Raw genomic sequence first — 18,401 nt, 5'->3', positions numbered from 1 at the left:
TTCTGCTTCTAGTAAGCCAGCCCCACCCGACAACCCACAAAGCCGCGCGCCAACGCTTCCTTGTACGTGAAATCCGCGGTGTCGCCGACCGAGATGGACATGCCTCCATCCGGCAGGTAGTCTCGTTCTACGCGGTATGTACCGAGCGGCTCGCCGTCCGGCAAATAGGTTGGACAGACAACGGTCCAATCCAAGCCTGATGCAGCGAGCAGCTCCCAAGCCTTCCGATGCTCTTCGGCCGCGCGGATGGAGGATCGTCTGGAGTCCGGCGATTCATAGCGAAGCAATCCGGGGTGTTCCCGGCTCTGTAGGATGCCCGCTGTCCCAACGGTAACGATCCGCTTAATCCCTTGAGATTTCATCTCTTGGATGACAAGCGGCATACTCTCTGTCAGCACGGTTCCTCCGTCCGTGCCGAGACAGCTAATGACCAACTCAACATCGCGAAGAACGTTTTGTACGTCTTTTTCGCAGCAAGCGTTCCCTTGAAGTATGATTGCGTTTTCAGAGAAAATTCCTGCAAGCTTGTTCGTATCCCGAACGAGAGTTGTGACTTCATGCCCGTCCGCTAGCGCCTTATCGAAAATTTTTCCTCCTACCCTTCCAGTAGCTCCTAGTATAAGTATGCGCATGATGGGCCTCCGTTTCGTTAATGTATTCAAGATAGCAATTCATAAGAAATGTATCTTATGAAATTTTCCTATAATAATCGTAAGCCTTTAATAAACTCAAATTGAAAGGAAGTTTACAAATGAACGGAACTAATTTCAGCGTTGTAGAAGCAGGTTCCTTTAGTGGTCTTTTGAGTATGACGAAGGATCCCATCCCAGGTAAATACTTTCTAAAGGATAGGCTTGGACTAACCGGCATGGAGGTTTCACTGAACCAAGTGCCGGAGGGAGGCGCTATCCCGTTCTATCACACACATCGCGAGAATGAGGAACTATACCTTTTCATTGGCGGCCGGGGTCAGCTCCAGGTGGATGGACAGATTTTTGAAGTCAAGGAAGGAACAGCGGTTCGCGTTGCACCTGAAGGCGTACGTACGCTGCGCAATAACGGAACTGGCGATTTGTATTTCATCGTAATTCAAGTCCAGGCGGGCAGTCTCCGCCAATGGGTGGGGACGGATGGCGTCATAGTCGATAATCCAGTAACCTGGCAGGAATAGGATCAGATGCTACTGGAGTTACCCTATGATTAAACACTTCAATACGGCAGCGAGTCTAACACTTTTTATAAATTATCTTTGCGATTAAATTGACCGGGATTCCTTATAGAAGGAGTCCCGGTCTAATACTTTGATATCACTAATCAGCCATTATTATACGCCTTTTGTTCAGACTTGTCAGGACAGGTACGGTTGTGAATCGCGATCCCACTGCCCCACTTGAACCGCGCAAGCGAATACAGCATAATAGTCCTGTAAGCAAGCAGCGGCACTATTTTGGCACAGAAGGGAATTTCCCAGTCATGAGAATTAATAAATTTATTAGTGAAACCGGCGTCTGTTCCAGACGGGAAGCGGATAAGTGGGTGGAAGCGAAGCGGGTCACCATCAATGGAGAGGTAGCCGGATTAGGCAGCGTTGTAGGCCCTGGCGACGAGGTTCGAATTGACGGCAAGCCAATCGGCGCGAAAAAAGAGCATGTCTACATTGCGCTTAATAAGCCGGTAGGTATCACCAGTACGACCGAGGCCCATGTGAAGGGCAATATTGTTGACTTCGTCGGGCATTCGGAACGCATTTTTCCGATTGGTCGGCTCGATAAAGATTCGGAAGGGCTCATCCTGCTGACGAACAATGGCGATATCGTGAACCAGATCCTGCGGGCGGAGAACAATCATGATAAAGAGTATATCGTCACGGTGAATCGGCCGATTACGCCGATGTTTTTGCAAGGCATGGCGAGCGGCGTCAAAATCCTTGGAACTACGACGAAACCCTGCGAAGTTTACAAAGTGGGCGAGCGAGTTTTTCGCATCATTCTAACACAGGGACTCAATCGTCAAATTCGCAGGATGTGCGAGGCATTTGGCTATCGGGTCGTGCGCCTGCAGCGTGTACGAATTATGCATATTCACCTCGGTAATTTGAAGCTGGGTAAGTGGAGGAACTTAACGCAAGGCGAAATGCAGGACTTAATGCAAACGCTTAGCCAAGAAAATCCAGGTAAAGAAAAAGAGCGTTCTCAGGCCAATCAAACCAGAAAATAAAGCAGGCAATTGAAGCTTCCCAAGCATGAGCAGGGCACCTCTTTCAGGGTGTTCAAGCGCATGCTTTTTTTTCTGCTCTGTTATCGACTAGCATTTTGAATAATCCAGCGTAAAAATTTCCTCGCACCCAAGCAACCTTTTTCCAGTATCTGACGTTAAGAGCATAGAAACATTATCACAAGGAGGAAGATGATTTTGAAAAAATGGTTGAAACAAGCTGGATCACTCGCAATCGCTTCGTCGCTTCTGCTCTCCGCTATTCCTCATGCGTTCGCGGAAAAAGCTGTCATTCAAAGCAATAACGCTACCACGCTGCCTGCCTTTCCTGTCCAAGACGATGGGAAGCAGATAGAGGCAAGCATCACAAAAGAACGTGCGCTAGAACTAGCCAAGACTTACATCGCAATTCCAACCGGATTCACGCTTCAATCCGTGAGTCTGAACTCGTATTATGGGAATGGCGGACGAAGCTTTCCAACGTGGAATATCCATTATACAAAAAAGGTGAAGGATCAATACTATGGCAATTTGAGCGTATCGATCAATGGCCTGGACGGCTCGCTGACTTCTTATTCGATCAATGACAATGATCCGGAGCATAAGCCAAGCTATCCACCAAAGGTAGATTTTAAAAGGGCTAAAGAAGTGGCCACAGCCTGGATCGCCAAAGTGAACCCGAGCAAGCAGAAAGAGCTGATCTATAACGATGCCGAAGAGAACGCCTTCCGGACGCCCTTGAATGGTAACTACCAGTACAATATTCGGTTTGACCGGGCTGTCGGCGATGTGCCTTTTATGCAAAATGGGATTAATGTAAGCGTGAACGGCGAGGGGCAAGTGACCGGCTATAACTTCAATTGGGATGATAAAGTTACCTTCGAGCAGAAAGTAACGCCGATTTCCCAAGAGAAAGCAGAGCAATTGTTCCACGATAAAGCGAACTTGTCCTTGCAATACCAAATTCCTTATGGAATGAAAGGGAAGAAGACGCCAATCATTTCCTATGCGTTGAATGCTTTTTCTTTGAATGCGGCTAGCGGAGAGTTATGGAACCCAGGAACGGGCTCTGCACCGCCGGCAGGAGGAGAGAAGCCTTTGACTGATAAACCGCTCGCGGATAAACCTCCGGCAACGCTGAATCTGACGAAGGAACAAGCTGCTGAGAAGGTAGTAAGCGCATTTAACATCTCAACGGATTTGAAGCTGCAGGAAGCGTCTTATAATGAGTCGACTAACCCTGAAACGGGAGAGACGGAATCTACCTGGAATTTGAACTGGAGTCAGCCTGCCGAGAAAGATCCGAAAGGCAAAATCATGGGCAGCGGTGCCTGGGCTAGTGTGAACAGTAAAACCGGCGAGATCCTGAACTTCAATAGCTATATGGCTTATGGAGCGGATGCCGACAAGGAAGTTGAGGGCAAGGTCTCTTTGGACGATGCCAAGACGACTGCAGTTAATTTTGTGAAAAAATATTTGCCCGCTTATACGGATCAGTTGGTGCTGAACGTGCCTGCGGCTAAGGATTATCCGGAAGAACAGCTGAAACATATGCACAACTGGGATATTCACTTTAATCGCGTCATCGATGGCGTGACCGCCGGGCATGAGAGCGTGAATGTGAGCATTGACCGGACTACAGGCAAGATTGTAAGCTTCTATTTCTCGATCAGCGACCTGCCGTATCCGAAGAAGAAGCCTGAGGTACTGGCCGTCGACAAAGCGAAAGATCTCCTCCTTTCCAAGTACGACATTAAGCTCAATTATGTCCTGACAGGCAGTGGACCGATCCTCTATGGCATGCCGATTGAAAAATACAATGTCATGGTTGCTGCCGGAGAAATTGCGCCGACAGCTGCTGCGGGTACAACGAGCGATAAATTGGAAGCCAAGCTCGTCTACTCGCTCATTCCGAAATACACGCGGGAAGGTTTCTTGCTGGACGCTCAAACAGGCCAATGGAAAAATGCCGACACAGGCGAAGTGATCTCTTTTGAAAAAGTGAAAGTGAACGATATTGACAATCACTGGGCCCGCAATGAGCTCCAACTGATGCTGGATTATCAAGCGCTGGATGTGAAGGACGGCAAAGTGAACCCGGATCAGACGATTACGCGCGGAGAGTTGATCAAAATGCTCGTGATCGCCATGAATGGAGGTAACGGAGGCATTTATTACGGAGCGGAGCGTAAGGCATCCTTTGCGGACGTAAGCAATAGTTCGGCCTACTTCGCCTATGTGGAAAATGCCGTGGATCGCGGTCTGCTGGATCCAGGCGCGGATTTCAACCCTGAAGCCAAAATGGATCGCGAAGAGATGGGAGAGCTCATCGTGAAGGCGCTAGGCTACAAAAGCTTGACGAAGTTCGACGGCATCTTCAATACGAGCTTCGCGGATGCCGGCAAGCTGGAAAACGTTGGTGCTGCGGCAATCGTGCTCGGTCTTGGCATCATGTCGCTTAACGATGACAAATTCGAGCCGCAGCAAGAAGTATCCAAAGCGCAGGCGGCCAGCGCATTCTTCCGCTTCCTGCAGAAGCGGGCAGAGCTGCAGGAGCAGCCTCGCTACTATTATTAACGACTCCCTAAGCATGCTGCTTCGGCAGCATGCTTTATTTTTTTTCACTATGCTACCAGCGCCCCAGATATGCTACAATATTCTATAAAACTTAGGTTTAGTGTAGCGCAGTAGCTAGGAAAAGGAGTAAGGGAGTATGAATGTTACCACCAAAGTAGGCTTGGAAGATATCATCAAGGCAAACCATGTGCTTAGCCGGGTGATCGAGCCGTCACCGCTGCAGCGCAATGAGCTGCTGTCGAACTTATATGAATGCAACGTTTATCTCAAACGTGAAGATATGCAGGTTGTTCGTTCTTTTAAAATTCGCGGTGCTTACAATGTGATTCAAAGCTTGTCTCCGGAAGAGCGCGAGGCGGGCGTCGTATGTGCCAGCGCAGGCAATCACGCGCAGGGCGTTGCTTACTCCTGCAAGCAGCTCGGTATTGAAGGGAAAATCTTCATGCCGACCACGACTCCCCGTCAAAAAATATCGCAGGTTAAGTTGTTCGGCGGTTCTTTTGTGGAAGTCATCCTGACAGGTGATACGTTCGACGACTCCTCAGCACAAGCCAAGGCTTATTGCGAAAAGGAGAACAAGGTGTTCATCCACCCGTTTGACGATGCTCGCACAATTGCCGGCCAAGGTACGGTTGGGCTTGAGATTATGAATCAAATTCCCGAGAGCCCTGACTTTATCTTTGCGACGATTGGCGGCGGCGGTCTGGTAGCGGGTGTTGCGACCTTTGTACAGAGTGTTTCACCGCAAACACGGATTATTGGCGTTGAGCCCGAGGGTGCCGACAGCATGTCCGAATCTCTTCGTCAGGGACAAGTCGTGACGTTGTCCACGATTGACAAGTTCGTAGACGGTGCGGCCGTTAAGCAGGTGGGCAAGCTTACTTTTGACATTTGCAAAGAAGTTCTTGAGGATATTGTCGTCATTCCTTCCGGCAAGGAATGTACCACGATTCTTGAGCTTTATAATAATAATGCCATCGTCATCGAGCCTGCAGGCGCTTTGCCGGTTGCGGCGCTGGATGCCTACCGGGAGCAAATCCGCGGTAAGAATGTGGTTTGCATTATCAGCGGCGGCAACAACGACATCGATCGGATGCAGGTGATCAAAGAGAGATCGCTGATCTATGAAGGGTTGAAGCATTATTTTATCCTTAACTTCCCTCAACGGGCGGGGGCTCTGCGAGAATTTCTCGAGGAAGTTCTGGGTCCGACTGACGATATAACCCGATTCGAATATACGAAGAAAAATAATAGGGATGACGCTCCGGCGCTTGTAGGCATCGAACTGAAAAACAAGGACGACTACGAAGGGCTGATCGAACGCCTCTCCCGCAAAGATTATGGCTACATCGAAATTAACAAAGATCCGAAGCTATTTAATCTGTTGATTTAAGATAGAATCTATTAGCCAACCATCTATGAATATGCTATAGTAAATGAGCTACAAAAATTCCCATATTTCTCAAAAGGCAAACTTGTCGAAAGATAAGGGCGCAAAGCCTCAGATCTAACGTTGCTGCGCAACTATGATGGCTGGGCTGCCGAGAGGTCGCAATTTCTCCTATGCAGCTAGTACACCTAACGGCTATTCCGATGGAATAGCTTTTTATTTTGGCCTACTAAAACTTAGTTAACGCTTACGAAGAAAGTTTTCTCACAGAAAACTCAGCTAATGCTTACGAAGTCAGTTTTTCTGACGAAAAACTCGGCCGATGCTTACGAAGAAAGTTTTCTTACAGAAAACTTATAGGAGGTTTCCAAGCATGAAGAGCATAAAGTCTTCAAAATGGGCGCAGCATATGAAAGCTTATGTTTGGGCATATATAGGCTTGTTCAGTGTCTGTTTGTTGACGGTAAATCTGCTTGCAGCCGCATCATTTTCGATTCAACCCCGTGTATGGGGCAGCTTGATTGTTCAGATCATCATCTGTCTGCTCATTGCCGACCGGGTGCGCTTTTTATTGAAATCGAAGCAGCAATATGCCGTGCAAATGAAAGAAATGACATATATGGCTTACCATGATTCCCTTACCGGATTGCCGAACCGACGGCTGTTCGAAGACCGCTTGGAGCGCGCACTTCTGCAGGCGAAGCGGCGCGAGCAGCTGGTGGCGGTTATGTTGCTGGACCTGGATCGGTTTAAAGGCGTGAACGATACGCTGGGCCATGCTTGCGGCGATCAGTTGATCCGGTTAGCGGGTCAGCGTTTGTTAAGCTGCTTGCGGGGAGCAGATACGGTGTTTCGGCAGGGTGGAGATGAATTCACCATCTTGCTGGAATATATGGCGAAGCCGGAAGATGTCAGGGTCGTTGCGGCTCGCATTCAAGAGGAGCTTGAAGAGCCTTTTATACTCGATGGTACGCTAGTATCGGTGACAGCAAGCATGGGGATTGCCTTATATCCGATGGACGGCGATACGCCTGAACAGCTCATGCAGCATGCAGATGAAGCGATGTATGCGGCTAAAGAACGGGGACAAAATCACTTCAAATTCTATGCCTCCGATATAGATGCGATGGTGACGGGCAAAGCTTATTTGGAAAAGGAGCTGCGACTGGCGCTGCTTCATGAACATTTTGAACTCCGCTATCAGCCTCAATATGAACTGGCTTCAGGCAGACTGAAGGGTGTGGAAGCCGTTCTCTGTTGGAGTAAGGGTGATCGTGAACCCAAGTATGGTCTGGATTGGAGAAAGATCGCTGACGAAACAGGCCTCGCAATCCCTATTGGTTATTGGATGCTGCGAACTGCCTGCATGCAGGTGAAAAGCTGGCAGACTGCAGGCTATCCGCCGCTTCGACTGACTGTCGGCATTACTTCGGTACAGTTCGAAGATCCATTACTTGTCGAGGAGTTTGAAGCTATATTGAAAGATACGGGCATGGCTGCGGGACGTGTTGAAATTGATTTAACGGAAAGCATCTCTTCATCCAGTGTAAAGGAGGCGGGAGAGAAGCTAAGGCAGTTGAAAGCATTGGGAGTCCGCATTGCCATGGACGATTTGTGTATCGGTTTATTCACGCGATCCGGTTTAGAAGGAATGCCGATGGACAGCGTTAAGCTGGACAGCACATTGGTGAGGGACCTGCCCGATGATGACGAGAATCAGGCGTTAGCTGCGGCCATTATCCGAATGGCCCATCGTTTGGGGTTGAATCTTATTGCCAAAGGCGTGCAAACGAACGCGCAGTTGGAGCATTTGCAGCATTTGCAGTGCACGGAAGTACAAGGAGAACTCTTCAGCGCCCCACTGCATCCTACGGATTTCCTAAGCTTGATGGAAGAAAATGTAACCCAAAGCACCACCTAGATTTTATTGACCGTCGGTAGTATAATAAATAATTAGTGCTTGGAACCTATATTGTTGAGAATGACAAACGGGATATGTCAGCTTGTTTGACGTCACGAATTATGATAATCCTAAGGGATACCACTTTTCTCCTAGATCTTTTGATGTTACAATTGTACATGGAAGGTCTTACATAATTTCGTTTATCGTGGTCATACTACAATGTGGAACTCCATGGTAAAGGTAAAATTCAATATGATGGGGGTAAAAACAATGAAAAAAGTGCTTTCTACAGCTCTTATGGCTGTAACGGTTACTGCAATGGCGCTCACAGGTTGCGCAGCAAAGAAAGAAGAAACCAAACCTGCTGCATCTCCGGCGGCAAGCCCGGCAGCAACTGCGGCGGCGCCTGCCAATAACACCGGCAAAGACTTCAAAATCGGTATGGTTACGGATATCGGCGGCGTTAACGATAAATCCTTTAACCAAAGCGCATGGGAAGGTTTGAAAGGTCTCGAAAAACAAACCGGCGCTAAAGTGAAAAACCTCGAAAGCAAGAGCGATGCGGACTATGTGCCGAACCTGAACCAATTCGTTAAAGACGGTTACAACTTGACTTGGGGTATCGGTTTCTTGATGGGCGACGCCCTGAAAACAGTTGCGACTCAAAATCCTAACGCTAAATTGGCGATTATCGATAACGTTGTAGAAGCTCCTAACGTAGAATCCGTTACTTTTTCCGAGCAAGAAGGTTCCTACCTCGTAGGCGTCGTAGCCGGTTTGACTACAAAATCCAACAAAATCGGTTTCGTTGGCGGTATCGACATCCCGGTTATCAAACGTTTTGAAGCTGGTTTCATAGCAGGGGTTAAAGCTGTAAATCCAAATGCGAAAGTTCAAATCAACTACACAGGCGCTTTTGACAAGCCTGACCTTGGTAAAGCAGCTGCAGCTACGATTTACAACGATGGCGCGGACATTATTTTCCACGCAGCAGGCTCCACGGGTAACGGTGTATTCAACGAAGCTAAAGACCGCGCTAAAGCAGGCAAAAAGGTATGGGTTATCGGTGTAGATAAAGACCAATCCTTAGAGTTTGGCGACGATGTAACACTGACTTCCATGTTGAAACGTGTTGATACGGCGGTTGCGCGTGTATCCAAAGACGTAGTCGACAACAAATTCCAAGGCGGCAAAACAGTTGTTCTTGGTTTGAAAGAGGATGGCGTAGGTCTTCCTGAAACTTCCAAGAAAAACGTATCTGCAGATATCTTGAAAAAAGTTGATGAGTACAAAGCAAAAATCATCAGCGGCGAAATCAAAGTTCCTGCAACTCCAACGCCGTAATTGCAATTGCACACATGAAGTAAAGTAACTCTTAGCATGTTTTAGTAGAAACAAGGCTAGTTGCATAAACTAGCCTTGTTCTTTAGTTAGAAGAGGTTTTTTATTTTAAATCTCCGCTTAAAAAATTGATCCGTAGGGTGATCTGATGAGTGCGTTAACCCCTGTAGTTGAGCTGAGCAACATTACGAAGCGGTTCCCCGGCATTGTTGCCAACGATTCGATCAGCTTGAAGCTCAGAAAAGGCGAAATTCATGCCCTTCTTGGCGAGAATGGCGCTGGCAAATCAACATTAATGAATATCTTGTTCGGCCTTTATCAGCCTGATGAAGGTTTTATTAAGGTGCATGGCAAGGAAGTCAATATCGATAGTCCGAACCGCGCGATTGAGCTCGGGATCGGTATGGTGCATCAGCATTTCAAGCTGGTTCAACCATTTACAGTTACCGAAAATATTATTTTGGGCATGGAGCCCAAAAAAGGCATTAACGTAGATTATCGCACTGCGCAAGAGAAGGTGCGCAAGCTGTCCGAACAATATGGTCTCCGCGTCGATCCGAAAGCGAAAATCGAGGATATTTCCGTCGGTATGCAGCAGCGCGTGGAAATCTTGAAAACGCTGTATCGTGGCGCAGACATCCTCATCTTCGATGAGCCGACTGCAGTTCTGACGCCGCAAGAGATCAGCGAACTTATCGAAATTATGCGCAATCTGGTCAAAGAGGGCAAGTCGATTATCCTCATTACCCATAAGCTCAAAGAGATTATGGAGATTGCCGACACCGTTACGATTATTCGTCGGGGAAAAGTTATCGATACACTCTCGACCTCAACGGCCAATCCGCAAATTTTGGCGGAGAAGATGGTTGGACGCGATGTATCCTTTAAAGTAGACAAGCAGCAAGTGAAGCTGGGTGAGCCTGTTCTTCAAGTACAGGATCTTGTAGCGCGTAATCAACAAGGTTTAGAAGCATTGAAGGGGCTTAACTTTGAGGTGAAAGCCGGAGAAATTCTCGGCATCGCCGGTGTGGACGGCAATGGACAGAGCGAATTGATTGAAGCTTTGACAGGCTTGCGTCCAGTGGATAGCGGACGCGTCCTGCTGATGGGCAGTGACATTACGAACCATTCGCCTAGGGAGATTTCGGAGGCAGGCTTGTCCCATATTCCGGAGGATCGACATAAACATGGATTGGTTTTAGATTTTTCGATGAGCGAAAACATGGTGTTGGAAACTTATTTTCACCCTGAATATAACCGTGGCGGGTTTTTGAACTACGAGGCAATTGATCGTCATGCTGAGGCACTGATCAAGCAGTTTGACGTCAGAACGCCAAGCATCTACAACAAGGCGCGTTCCTTGTCGGGAGGCAATCAGCAGAAGGCGATTATTGCCAGGGAAATACACAAAAACCCAAATCTTTTAATTGCAGCTCAACCTACGCGCGGACTGGACGTTGGGGCGATTGAGTTCGTCCATCGCCAACTCATCGAGCAGCGGAACAAAGGCAGAGCGGTGCTTTTGATTTCTTTTGAATTGGACGAAATTATGAACGTATCCGACCGGATTGCGGTCATCTATGAAGGAAAGATTGTGGGAGAAGTACTGCCTCAAGAGACTAACGATCAAGAGATCGGGCTGCTCATGGCCGGCAGTAAGCGCACGGAGAAGGGAGCTGCTCATGAATAAGGTTGCTAGAATTTTCACAAGTGATTCGGCGGTCAATCCGATCGTAGCGATTCTACTTGGTTTATTATTCGGAGCGCTCGTCATGCTTGCGGGAGGGTATAACCCGATTGCGGCCTATGGAGCGCTTTTCTCCCGAATCTTCGGCAATTCCTACGATATGGGTGAGGCCGTTCGTGCGATTACGCCGCTCATTTTAACGGGATTATCGGTTGCTTTCGCTTTCCGGACCGGCTTGTTTAACATTGGTGCTGAGGGACAAGTTGTTATGGGGATGACAGGAGCTACATTCATCGGCGTTAAGGTGACAGGGCTTCCATGGATTATCCATGCTCCGCTTGCGGTTATTGCAGGAGCCTTGCTTGGGGGCTTGTGGGGAGCAATCGCAGGTTATCTCAAAGCGAAGCGCGGCGTGAATGAGGTTATTACGACGATCATGTTGAACTGGATCGCGTTGTTCCTCTCTAACTACATTATTAATACGTTCCTCTTGGAGCCTAAACAGCAGCGGTCTTACATGATTCAGGAATCGGCATCGCTTAGCATCACTTGGTTATCCGAGCTGCTCAATCATGCAAGGGTTCACTGGGGAACTTTAATTGCGATTATCGCCGCGATTATCTTCTACGTGATCTTGTGGAGAACGAAGCAAGGCTACGAGCTGCGCGCAGTCGGCCATAATATTGATGCGGCGAAATACGCGGGAATGAATGTGAATCGCAATATTGTGAAAGCGATGTTTATCAGTGGTATTTTTGCCGGACTTGCCGGCGTTTTTGAAATTCTCGGCGTATTCCACTATCAAGTCGTGGCAGCGGCATCGCCGGGCTACGGGTTCGATGGCGTGGCTGTATCCTTGCTTGGGGCTAACAATCCGATTGGTATCGTACTCGGCGCCATGCTGTTCGGGGGCCTAAGCTACGGTTCTGCAGGGATGAGCTTCGGTGCGGATGTGCCGCCGGAGATCGTTCGAATCGTGATCGGTTCGGTGATCTTCTTCGTAGCAACCCAAGGTATTGTGAAATGGGTGCTGATCCCGTTCTACGGCAAACGCAAGAAAGAGAGGGCGTCGTAACATGGAGCTGCTCACAATGATTCACTCGTTCCTTACCAAATTCAGCGAACTTATTAATACGACGCTCGTCTACTCGACAGCACTCATTTTCGGCGCATTGGGCGGGATTTACTCGGAACGTTCTGGTGTCGTTAATATCGGGATCGAGGGGTTGATGGTGTCGGGAGCGTTCGCCTCCGCGGTAGGCGCTTACTATGCGGAAGAAGCCAATATGGGTGTCTGGTCCCCTTGGATCGGGCTCTTGACAGCGATATTGTTTGCGCTGATTTTTGCATTGATCCATGCCGTGGCGACAATTTCCTTCAAAGCCAATCAGGTCATCAGCGGTGTGGTCATCAACTTTTTGGCCGCAGGCGTAACGGTGTATTTGGTTAAAGTACTTTTCGATGGCGCCGGTCAAACGGAGACATTGAATGACGTATTTTCCAAATATGAGATTCCGCTGCTATCCAAAATTCCTTATCTGGGTTTCGCCTTTTTTACCGCTTATCCGACCACATTCATCGCGTTAATTCTCGTGGCGGTTACCTGGTATGTGCTGTTCAAAACGCCATTCGGTTTGCGTCTCCGCTCTGTCGGTGAGCATCCAAGCGCAGCGGATACGGTAGGGATTAAAGTAAATCGCGTACGTTACCTGGCTGTGATGATTAGCGGCGTGCTGGGCGGACTCGGTGGTGCAACCATTACGCTCACAACGACAAGTAATTTCTCGCATAATACAATTTCCGGTCAAGGCTTTATTGCCATGGCGGCTATGATTTTCGGCAAATGGCATCCCGTTGGCGCACTTGGCGCGGCTGTTTTCTTCGGGATGGCGCAGGCGCTCAACCACTTCATGCGGTTGTTCGATTTCTCGAAAAACATTCCGCAGGAATTCCTCTACATGCTGCCGTATGTGCTAACGATCTTAGTGCTTGCAGGGGCAGTAGGACGGGCCAAAGCACCTTCTGCGCTCGGGGAGCCTTACGATCCGGGTAAACGGTAATTAAAAAACATGCACGTGCCAGGGAGAAGACAGATCCCTGAGCCGTGCATGTTTTTTGCCATTTTCGAAGTACGTGAGGGAAATTCTCCCTTGCCGTGATTCGACATAGATGTCGATATAAAGTTCATGTGTACAGACTTTTAGTCTATGGAAACTTATGGTAGAGTTAACTACAGAGATTTGATTTGATTCCGGTATTCGCTAGGCGAGACCCCGTACCAGCGGCGGAACTGTTTGGAGAAATAAAGCGGATCGTAGAAGCCTACAGAAGCAGCGATCTGTTCAATCGTCAGCTCGAGACGTTCCCTTAGCAGCAATCTCGCTTTATCAACCCGCAGCTTCAGCAGGAATGTCACCGGCGTCACCTTGGTATGACGTTTGAACATCCGGGATAAGTAAGCGCGATTGTACCCCAGGCTCTCAGCCATAAGCTCAATGGTAATGGGCTCAGCGTATTGCGTGGATAAGTAGTGAATGGCCTGCTGCACGATCCGGTCACTCTCAGCTTCCGTCACGACTCCCGGTAAGGTTGAAGCCGTTAGAACTTCACAGTACTCGGCTAGAAGCAGCTGTAAGTAACCGCAAGCCTTCAATTGAGCGTTCGCCTTCCGAGTTCGCAAAGCTTGCTGAATATGGCGGAACAACACAGGGATATGGCGATTTCGCTTGGTGTGTATGACCGGCAGAAGCGGGTTAACGCCGGTGGAGGCAACGAGACCATCCGCTTCAGGCCCTGTGAAAGCGATCCAGCAATAATGCCACGGGTCGGCCGCATCCGACACATAACTGATAAGCTGCTCCGGCTCAATAACAAAGCTGTCCCCTGCCCCAAGCGAGTGCTCCTGTCCATGGCAAGAGAAAATGCCTTTGCCCGAGAGGATATAGTGGACCAGATAATAATCATACACTTTAGGACCCAGCTTATGCTCTGGCTTTGTCTGACTCTCCCCGGCAAACAGCACAATCAGTTCCCGGTCTTGCGCCGGCAGCGGATTCGAAACTACATAGTAACTATCGGGCTTCGTCATTACGCGCTTCTTCCTCCCTCTTTTTCATACACACACTTTACCACACATCAGGCAAAAATTAAATGGATGTAAAATCACATTTATCCATGTGAAAATAACATGCCTCCATAGCCAATATCTGAACCATATCTTATACTGAAGGTACAAACTAACTTCTAAATCGACCCTCAATTCTACAAAAGGCGGTGCCAACATGGCAGATTTACAAGCATTGAAAAACGCATTTATCGAAATTTACGGAGAGTCCTCCGCGTCAATCTCGGCTTTTCACGCTCCAGGTCGGGTAAATCTGATCGGCGAGCATACCGATTATAACGGCGGCTATGTTTTCCCGGCTGCGCTGACTTTCGGTACAACGATGTTGATTCGTCCCAGACAGGATCGGATCATCGGATTTGCTTCCACCAATCTCGAGCTTCGCAAACAAATTTCCATAGACGACTTGTCCTACCGAGAGGCTGATGATTGGATCAATTATCCCAAAGGCATCGTCGTTCACTTAGCCAAAGAAGGATCCCCTGTAACAAAAGGATATGATCTCTTGTTCCACGGCGAAATCCCGAATGGTGCCGGACTTTCTTCCTCTGCTTCTATCGAGGTTGTAACAGCGTACGGCCTTCTTACCCTTGAAGGTCATCCGACGGATACCGTCAAAATCGCGCTGCTCGCTCAAAAGACGGAGAACCAGTTCGTCGGCGTCAACTGCGGCATCATGGACCAGTTCGCTGTGGCGAACGGCAAGAAGGATCATGCGATCCTGCTGATGTGCGACACGTTGGAATACAGCCACGTACCTTTCAAAAGCGGCAGCTACAAGCTTGTTATCGGCAACACGAATAAGCGCAGAGGCCTAGTTGACTCGGCTTATAACGAAAGAAGAAGCCAATGCGAGCTGGCCGTGACATATCTGCAGCAGCAATACCCGGGCATTACGCTTCTCGGCCAATTGAATCTGGAGCAGTTCAATGCTTCCAAGCACCTGATTCCTGACGAAACGGTGCGCCGCAGAGCGCAGCACGTTATCGAAGAAATCGATCGCGTCCTGAAATCCATCGAGGTGCTGAAAGCTAACGATCTCGAAGCTTTTGGCAAGCTGATGATCGGTTCCCACGACTCGCTTCGCGACCTCTACGAAGTAACAGGCGCAGAACTGGATGCCATGGTGGAAGCGGCGCTTAAAGTGCCAGGCGTACTGGGAGCGCGTATGACAGGCGCAGGCTTTGGAGGTTGTACGGTTTCCCTCGTCCATGAGGACAGCGTGCAAACTTTCATAGATCAAGTAGGCATTGAGTACACAGAGAAAACGGGGCTTACCCCAAGTTTCTACGTATGCGATATCGGAAATGGCGTTGAACAAATCGGGGAGGCGTTGTAAATGGCGATTTTGGTAACGGGTGGAGCAGGATACATCGGGTCTCATGCGGTAGCAGAGCTGCTGGCTAGAGGTGAAGATGTAGTCGTTGTGGATAACTTGCAGCAAGGTCATCGCGATGCTGTTCTGGGCGGCAAGCTGTATGTTGGCGATCTGCGTGACGGTGATTTTCTGGATACGGTTTTCAAAGAGAACGAGATCGACGCAATCATTCATTTTGCAGCAAATTCCCTGGTAGGCGAGAGCATGACGAATCCTGCCAAATATTATCATAACAACGTATACGGCACGCTTTGCTTGTTGGAGAAAATGACGGAATACGGCGTGAAGAAAATTGTCTTCTCCTCCACAGCAGCTACCTACGGCGAGCCGGAAAATATCCCGATCCTGGAGAGCGATCGCACGCTGCCGACAAACACTTACGGCGAAACGAAGCTTGCCATGGAAAAAATGATGAAGTGGTTCGATACCGCACACGGTATCAAATATGTATCACTTCGCTATTTCAATGCGGCCGGCGCTCACGCCAGCGGCAAAATCGGTGAAGACCATAGTCCGGAAACACATCTGATCCCGATCATTCTTCAAGTCGCACTGGGGCAAAGAGCACACATCTCGATCTTCGGCGAAGATTACGCGACGGAAGACGGAACCTGTATTCGCGACTACATTCACGTCAGCGACCTGGCCAGCGCGCACGTGCTTGCTGTTGAGAAGCTGCGTAAAGGCGCGGAGAGCAATATTTACAACCTGGGCAATGGCAAAGGCTTCTCGGTAAAAGCGGTCATCGACATCGCCCGCAAGGTAACCGGTCATGCGATTCCTGCTGTCGTCGAACCGCGTAGAGCCGGCGATCCGGCCGTCCTGATCGCATCCTCCGAGCGTGCGAGAGCAGAACTTGGTTGGAAACCGTCACGCGACTCCCTGGAAGAGATTATCGAGAGCGCATGGAATTGGCATCAAAATCATCCGGGCGGCTACGAGAAGTAAACCACCCTCGGATATCGCAGAAAGGATCTGGGCAAATGGAACGGACAAACAAAGCGCCGCGGCACGCGGCGTTCATCATCGAGAGATTGCTGCAGTTTGCCAAGCAAAACGGACTGATCGAGCAGCTTGATATCTATACATCGCGCAATGCACTGCTCGAGTTATTCGGGATCGCCGAGCCTTATCCAGGCGAGGTGCCGGCAGAGAAACTGGACAGCCCTGTAGAGCTGCTCGAACAGCTTCTCGACGCTGCGTTCGAGGCGGGCATGCTTCAAGACAACACAATGACTTACCGTGACTTGCTGGATGCCAAAATCATGGGGTTGCTGATGCCTCGTCCTTCCGAGGTCGTGCATCATTTTTGGAATACCGCGAAGACCGCGAGCGTGGAGGCGGCTACGGATTATTTTTATAAACAATCGATTGATTCCAACTATATCCGTATGGATCGGATTCGCAAGAATGCATACTGGCTTACGGCAACGGAGTATGGCGGTTTGGAAATGACGATCAACCTCTCTAAGCCGGAGAAAGATCCAAAGGAAATCGCTTTACTGAAGACGTTGCCGCAAAGCAGTTATCCGAAGTGTCTGCTGTGCGCAGACAATCTTGGTTATGCCGGCCGCGTCGATCACCCGGCGAGACAGAACTTGCGCGTCATACCGCTTGAGCTTGACAATGAAAATTGGCACTTCCAGTATTCTCCGTACGTGTACTACAACGAGCATAGCATTATCTTCCATGAGCAGCACGTCCCGATGAAAATTACTTCAAACACGTTCTACCGGCTGCTCGACTTCATCGATCAGTTCCCGCATTATTTTATCGGGTCGAATGCGGATTTGCCGATCGTAGGTGGTTCTATTCTGAACCACGATCATTTCCAGGGCGGGCGCCACAAGTTCCCGATGGAAAAAGCGCCGGGCGAGACATTCTTCTCGCATCCGGACTATGCAGGCGTGAAAACGGCCATCTTGAAATGGCCGATGTCGGTCCTTCGTCTGAGCGGGCACAACAAGCAGACGCTCCACAAGCTCGCCAGCAAGCTGCTCGACGACTGGCGCGCTTACAGTGATGCGGAAGCGGACGTCCTCGCCTATAGCGAGAAAGACGGACAGCGGATCCCGCATAACACGATTACGCCGATCGCCCGCAACAATGCGCGTGGCGAGTACGAGCTTGACCTGGTGCTGCGGAATAACCGCACCAGCGCAGAACATCCGGATGGGATTTTCCATCCGCATCGGCACTTGCACCACATCAAGAAAGAGAACATCGGCTTGATTGAGGTCATGGGGCTCGCGGTGCTGCCGGGCCGCCTCCAAGTGGAGCTGGCGGATATCGCTAAGCTCCTGACCGGCGAAGCCGTCTATGGCGGCGAGATTCGCGAGGACGCGAGCCATCCGCTGCATAAGCACGCCGAGTGGATCGAGGCGCTGCTCGCGAAGTACGGCACGGCGCTGAAGCCGGCCGAGGCAGCTGCCGCGCTGCAGGACGAAGTCGGCGGAAAGTTCCTGGACGTGCTGAAAGACGCCGGCGTCTTCAAGCGCAGCGAAGCTGGGCAAGCGGCGTTTCAGCGGTTCCTCGCAGCTGCCGGATTTGAGAAGGCGAAGTAGAAAATAAAACGAGGCTGTTCCTTGGAGCAGCCTCGTTTTATTTTGTTTCTGTCGACGGTAGGTAAGAGATGCCTGTAAAACCTGCAAAAAATGCCTGTTTTTTGCCCAAAATTGCTTAAGATGATGAACAATCTGCATAAAGTGCCGTTAAATCAGCGATCAAAGCGGATTTTTCAAATAATAAGCTTAATTAACAGCACTTTATGCAGGTTAACGCCTGAAT

Annotated in this window: 14 protein-coding genes and 1 riboswitch; of the genes, 12 read left to right on the top strand and 2 right to left on the bottom strand. The window is 49.4% G+C overall.

All coding sequences use genetic code 11. The annotated features are described in order from the left end of the window. Nucleotides 1-8: 8 nt before the first annotated feature. Entirely contained in the window at nt 9-632 is a 624-nt protein-coding gene (locus ICC18_RS17905) for an NAD(P)-dependent oxidoreductase (protein WP_188175811.1), read from the bottom strand. A 119-nt stretch (nt 633-751) separates the two neighbouring features. Between ICC18_RS17905 and ICC18_RS17900 the strand changes: the two genes are divergently transcribed. The 9 genes from ICC18_RS17900 (at nt 752) to ICC18_RS17860 (ending at nt 13,172) form a co-directional block, all read left to right on the top strand. Then, nucleotides 752-1,171 carry a cupin domain-containing protein gene (locus tag ICC18_RS17900; protein ID WP_188175810.1) on the top strand — a complete coding sequence of 140 codons (420 nt, stop codon included), beginning with the start codon at nt 752-754 and terminating at the stop codon, nt 1,169-1,171. A gap of 302 nt (nt 1,172-1,473) precedes the next feature. Next, nucleotides 1,474-2,217 (top strand): 23S rRNA pseudouridine(2604) synthase RluF, encoded by a 744-nt coding sequence (gene rluF, locus ICC18_RS17895; protein WP_188175809.1) that lies wholly within the window; start codon nt 1,474-1,476, stop codon nt 2,215-2,217. Nucleotides 2,218-2,412: 195 nt separating this feature from the next. Continuing rightward, nucleotides 2,413-4,791, top strand: coding sequence for an S-layer homology domain-containing protein (locus tag ICC18_RS17890; RefSeq protein WP_188175808.1), 2,379 nt, complete (start codon nt 2,413-2,415; stop codon nt 4,789-4,791). Nucleotides 4,792-4,927: 136 nt separating this feature from the next. Continuing rightward, the gene (gene ilvA / locus ICC18_RS17885; RefSeq protein WP_188175807.1) at nt 4,928-6,184 is read left to right on the top strand and encodes a threonine ammonia-lyase IlvA; all 1,257 of its coding nucleotides are present in this window, start codon (nt 4,928-4,930) and stop codon (nt 6,182-6,184) included. Nucleotides 6,185-6,249: 65 nt separating this feature from the next. Further along, a riboswitch (cyclic di-GMP riboswitch) is annotated at nt 6,250-6,337 on the top strand. Between the two features lie 217 nt (nt 6,338-6,554). Continuing rightward, a complete protein-coding gene (locus ICC18_RS17880; protein ID WP_188175806.1) occupies nt 6,555-8,102 on the top strand; it encodes a putative bifunctional diguanylate cyclase/phosphodiesterase in 1,548 nt (515 codons plus the stop codon). A 252-nt stretch (nt 8,103-8,354) separates the two neighbouring features. Further along, on the top strand, nt 8,355-9,428 hold the full coding sequence (locus ICC18_RS17875) for a BMP family lipoprotein (RefSeq protein ID WP_188175805.1): 1,074 nt from the start codon (nt 8,355-8,357) through the stop codon (nt 9,426-9,428). A gap of 145 nt (nt 9,429-9,573) precedes the next feature. Beyond that, complete coding sequence (locus tag ICC18_RS17870; RefSeq protein ID WP_188175804.1) at nt 9,574-11,115, top strand: ABC transporter ATP-binding protein; 1,542 nt, start codon at nt 9,574-9,576, stop codon at nt 11,113-11,115. Then, the gene (locus tag ICC18_RS17865) at nt 11,108-12,187 is read left to right on the top strand and encodes an ABC transporter permease (RefSeq protein ID WP_188175803.1); all 1,080 of its coding nucleotides are present in this window, start codon (nt 11,108-11,110) and stop codon (nt 12,185-12,187) included. The genes ICC18_RS17870 and ICC18_RS17865 overlap by 8 nt, the downstream gene beginning before the upstream one ends. A 1-nt stretch (nt 12,188) precedes the next feature. Next, nucleotides 12,189-13,172: an ABC transporter permease gene (locus ICC18_RS17860; protein WP_188175802.1), complete on the top strand. Its 984-nt coding sequence runs from the start codon at nt 12,189-12,191 to the stop codon at nt 13,170-13,172. A 170-nt stretch (nt 13,173-13,342) separates the two neighbouring features. On the opposite strand, the gene ICC18_RS17855 is transcribed toward ICC18_RS17860, so the two are convergent. Beyond that, nucleotides 13,343-14,200, bottom strand: coding sequence for an AraC family transcriptional regulator (locus tag ICC18_RS17855; protein WP_188175801.1), 858 nt, complete (start codon nt 14,198-14,200; stop codon nt 13,343-13,345). A gap of 193 nt (nt 14,201-14,393) precedes the next feature. On the opposite strand from ICC18_RS17855, the gene ICC18_RS17850 reads away from it, so the two are divergent. The 3 genes from ICC18_RS17850 to ICC18_RS17840 are packed head-to-tail and all read left to right on the top strand — an operon-like array spanning nt 14,394 to nt 18,178. Then, entirely contained in the window at nt 14,394-15,575 is a 1,182-nt protein-coding gene (locus ICC18_RS17850; protein WP_188175800.1) for a galactokinase, read from the top strand. After that, nucleotides 15,576-16,562 carry a UDP-glucose 4-epimerase GalE gene (gene galE, locus ICC18_RS17845; RefSeq protein WP_188175799.1) on the top strand — a complete coding sequence of 329 codons (987 nt, stop codon included), beginning with the start codon at nt 15,576-15,578 and terminating at the stop codon, nt 16,560-16,562. 35 nt (nt 16,563-16,597) lie between these two features. Beyond that, complete coding sequence (locus tag ICC18_RS17840; protein ID WP_188175798.1) at nt 16,598-18,178, top strand: UDP-glucose--hexose-1-phosphate uridylyltransferase; 1,581 nt, start codon at nt 16,598-16,600, stop codon at nt 18,176-18,178. Nucleotides 18,179-18,401 lie beyond the last annotated feature (223 nt).

The organism is Paenibacillus sedimenti, assembly GCF_014534655.1.
Taxonomy (GTDB): domain Bacteria; phylum Bacillota; class Bacilli; order Paenibacillales; family NBRC-103111; genus Paenibacillus_E; species Paenibacillus_E sedimenti.
This window is presented reverse-complemented; position numbering and strand designations above follow the sequence as displayed.

Coding starts and splice junctions, on each gene's coding strand:
- ICC18_RS17905 (WP_188175811.1), bottom strand. CDS start 632: ATGCGCATACTTATACTAGGAGCTACTGGAAGGGTAGGAGGAAAAATT.
- ICC18_RS17900 (WP_188175810.1), top strand. CDS start 752: ATGAACGGAACTAATTTCAGCGTTGTAGAAGCAGGTTCCTTTAGTGGT.
- rluF (WP_188175809.1), top strand. CDS start 1,474: ATGAGAATTAATAAATTTATTAGTGAAACCGGCGTCTGTTCCAGACGG.
- ilvA (WP_188175807.1), top strand. CDS start 4,928: ATGAATGTTACCACCAAAGTAGGCTTGGAAGATATCATCAAGGCAAAC.
- ICC18_RS17880 (WP_188175806.1), top strand. CDS start 6,555: ATGAAGAGCATAAAGTCTTCAAAATGGGCGCAGCATATGAAAGCTTAT.
- ICC18_RS17875 (WP_188175805.1), top strand. CDS start 8,355: ATGAAAAAAGTGCTTTCTACAGCTCTTATGGCTGTAACGGTTACTGCA.
- ICC18_RS17870 (WP_188175804.1), top strand. CDS start 9,574: ATGAGTGCGTTAACCCCTGTAGTTGAGCTGAGCAACATTACGAAGCGG.
- ICC18_RS17865 (WP_188175803.1), top strand. CDS start 11,108: ATGAATAAGGTTGCTAGAATTTTCACAAGTGATTCGGCGGTCAATCCG.
- ICC18_RS17860 (WP_188175802.1), top strand. CDS start 12,189: ATGGAGCTGCTCACAATGATTCACTCGTTCCTTACCAAATTCAGCGAA.
- ICC18_RS17855 (WP_188175801.1), bottom strand. CDS start 14,200: ATGACGAAGCCCGATAGTTACTATGTAGTTTCGAATCCGCTGCCGGCG.
- ICC18_RS17850 (WP_188175800.1), top strand. CDS start 14,394: ATGGCAGATTTACAAGCATTGAAAAACGCATTTATCGAAATTTACGGA.
- galE (WP_188175799.1), top strand. CDS start 15,576: ATGGCGATTTTGGTAACGGGTGGAGCAGGATACATCGGGTCTCATGCG.
- ICC18_RS17840 (WP_188175798.1), top strand. CDS start 16,598: ATGGAACGGACAAACAAAGCGCCGCGGCACGCGGCGTTCATCATCGAG.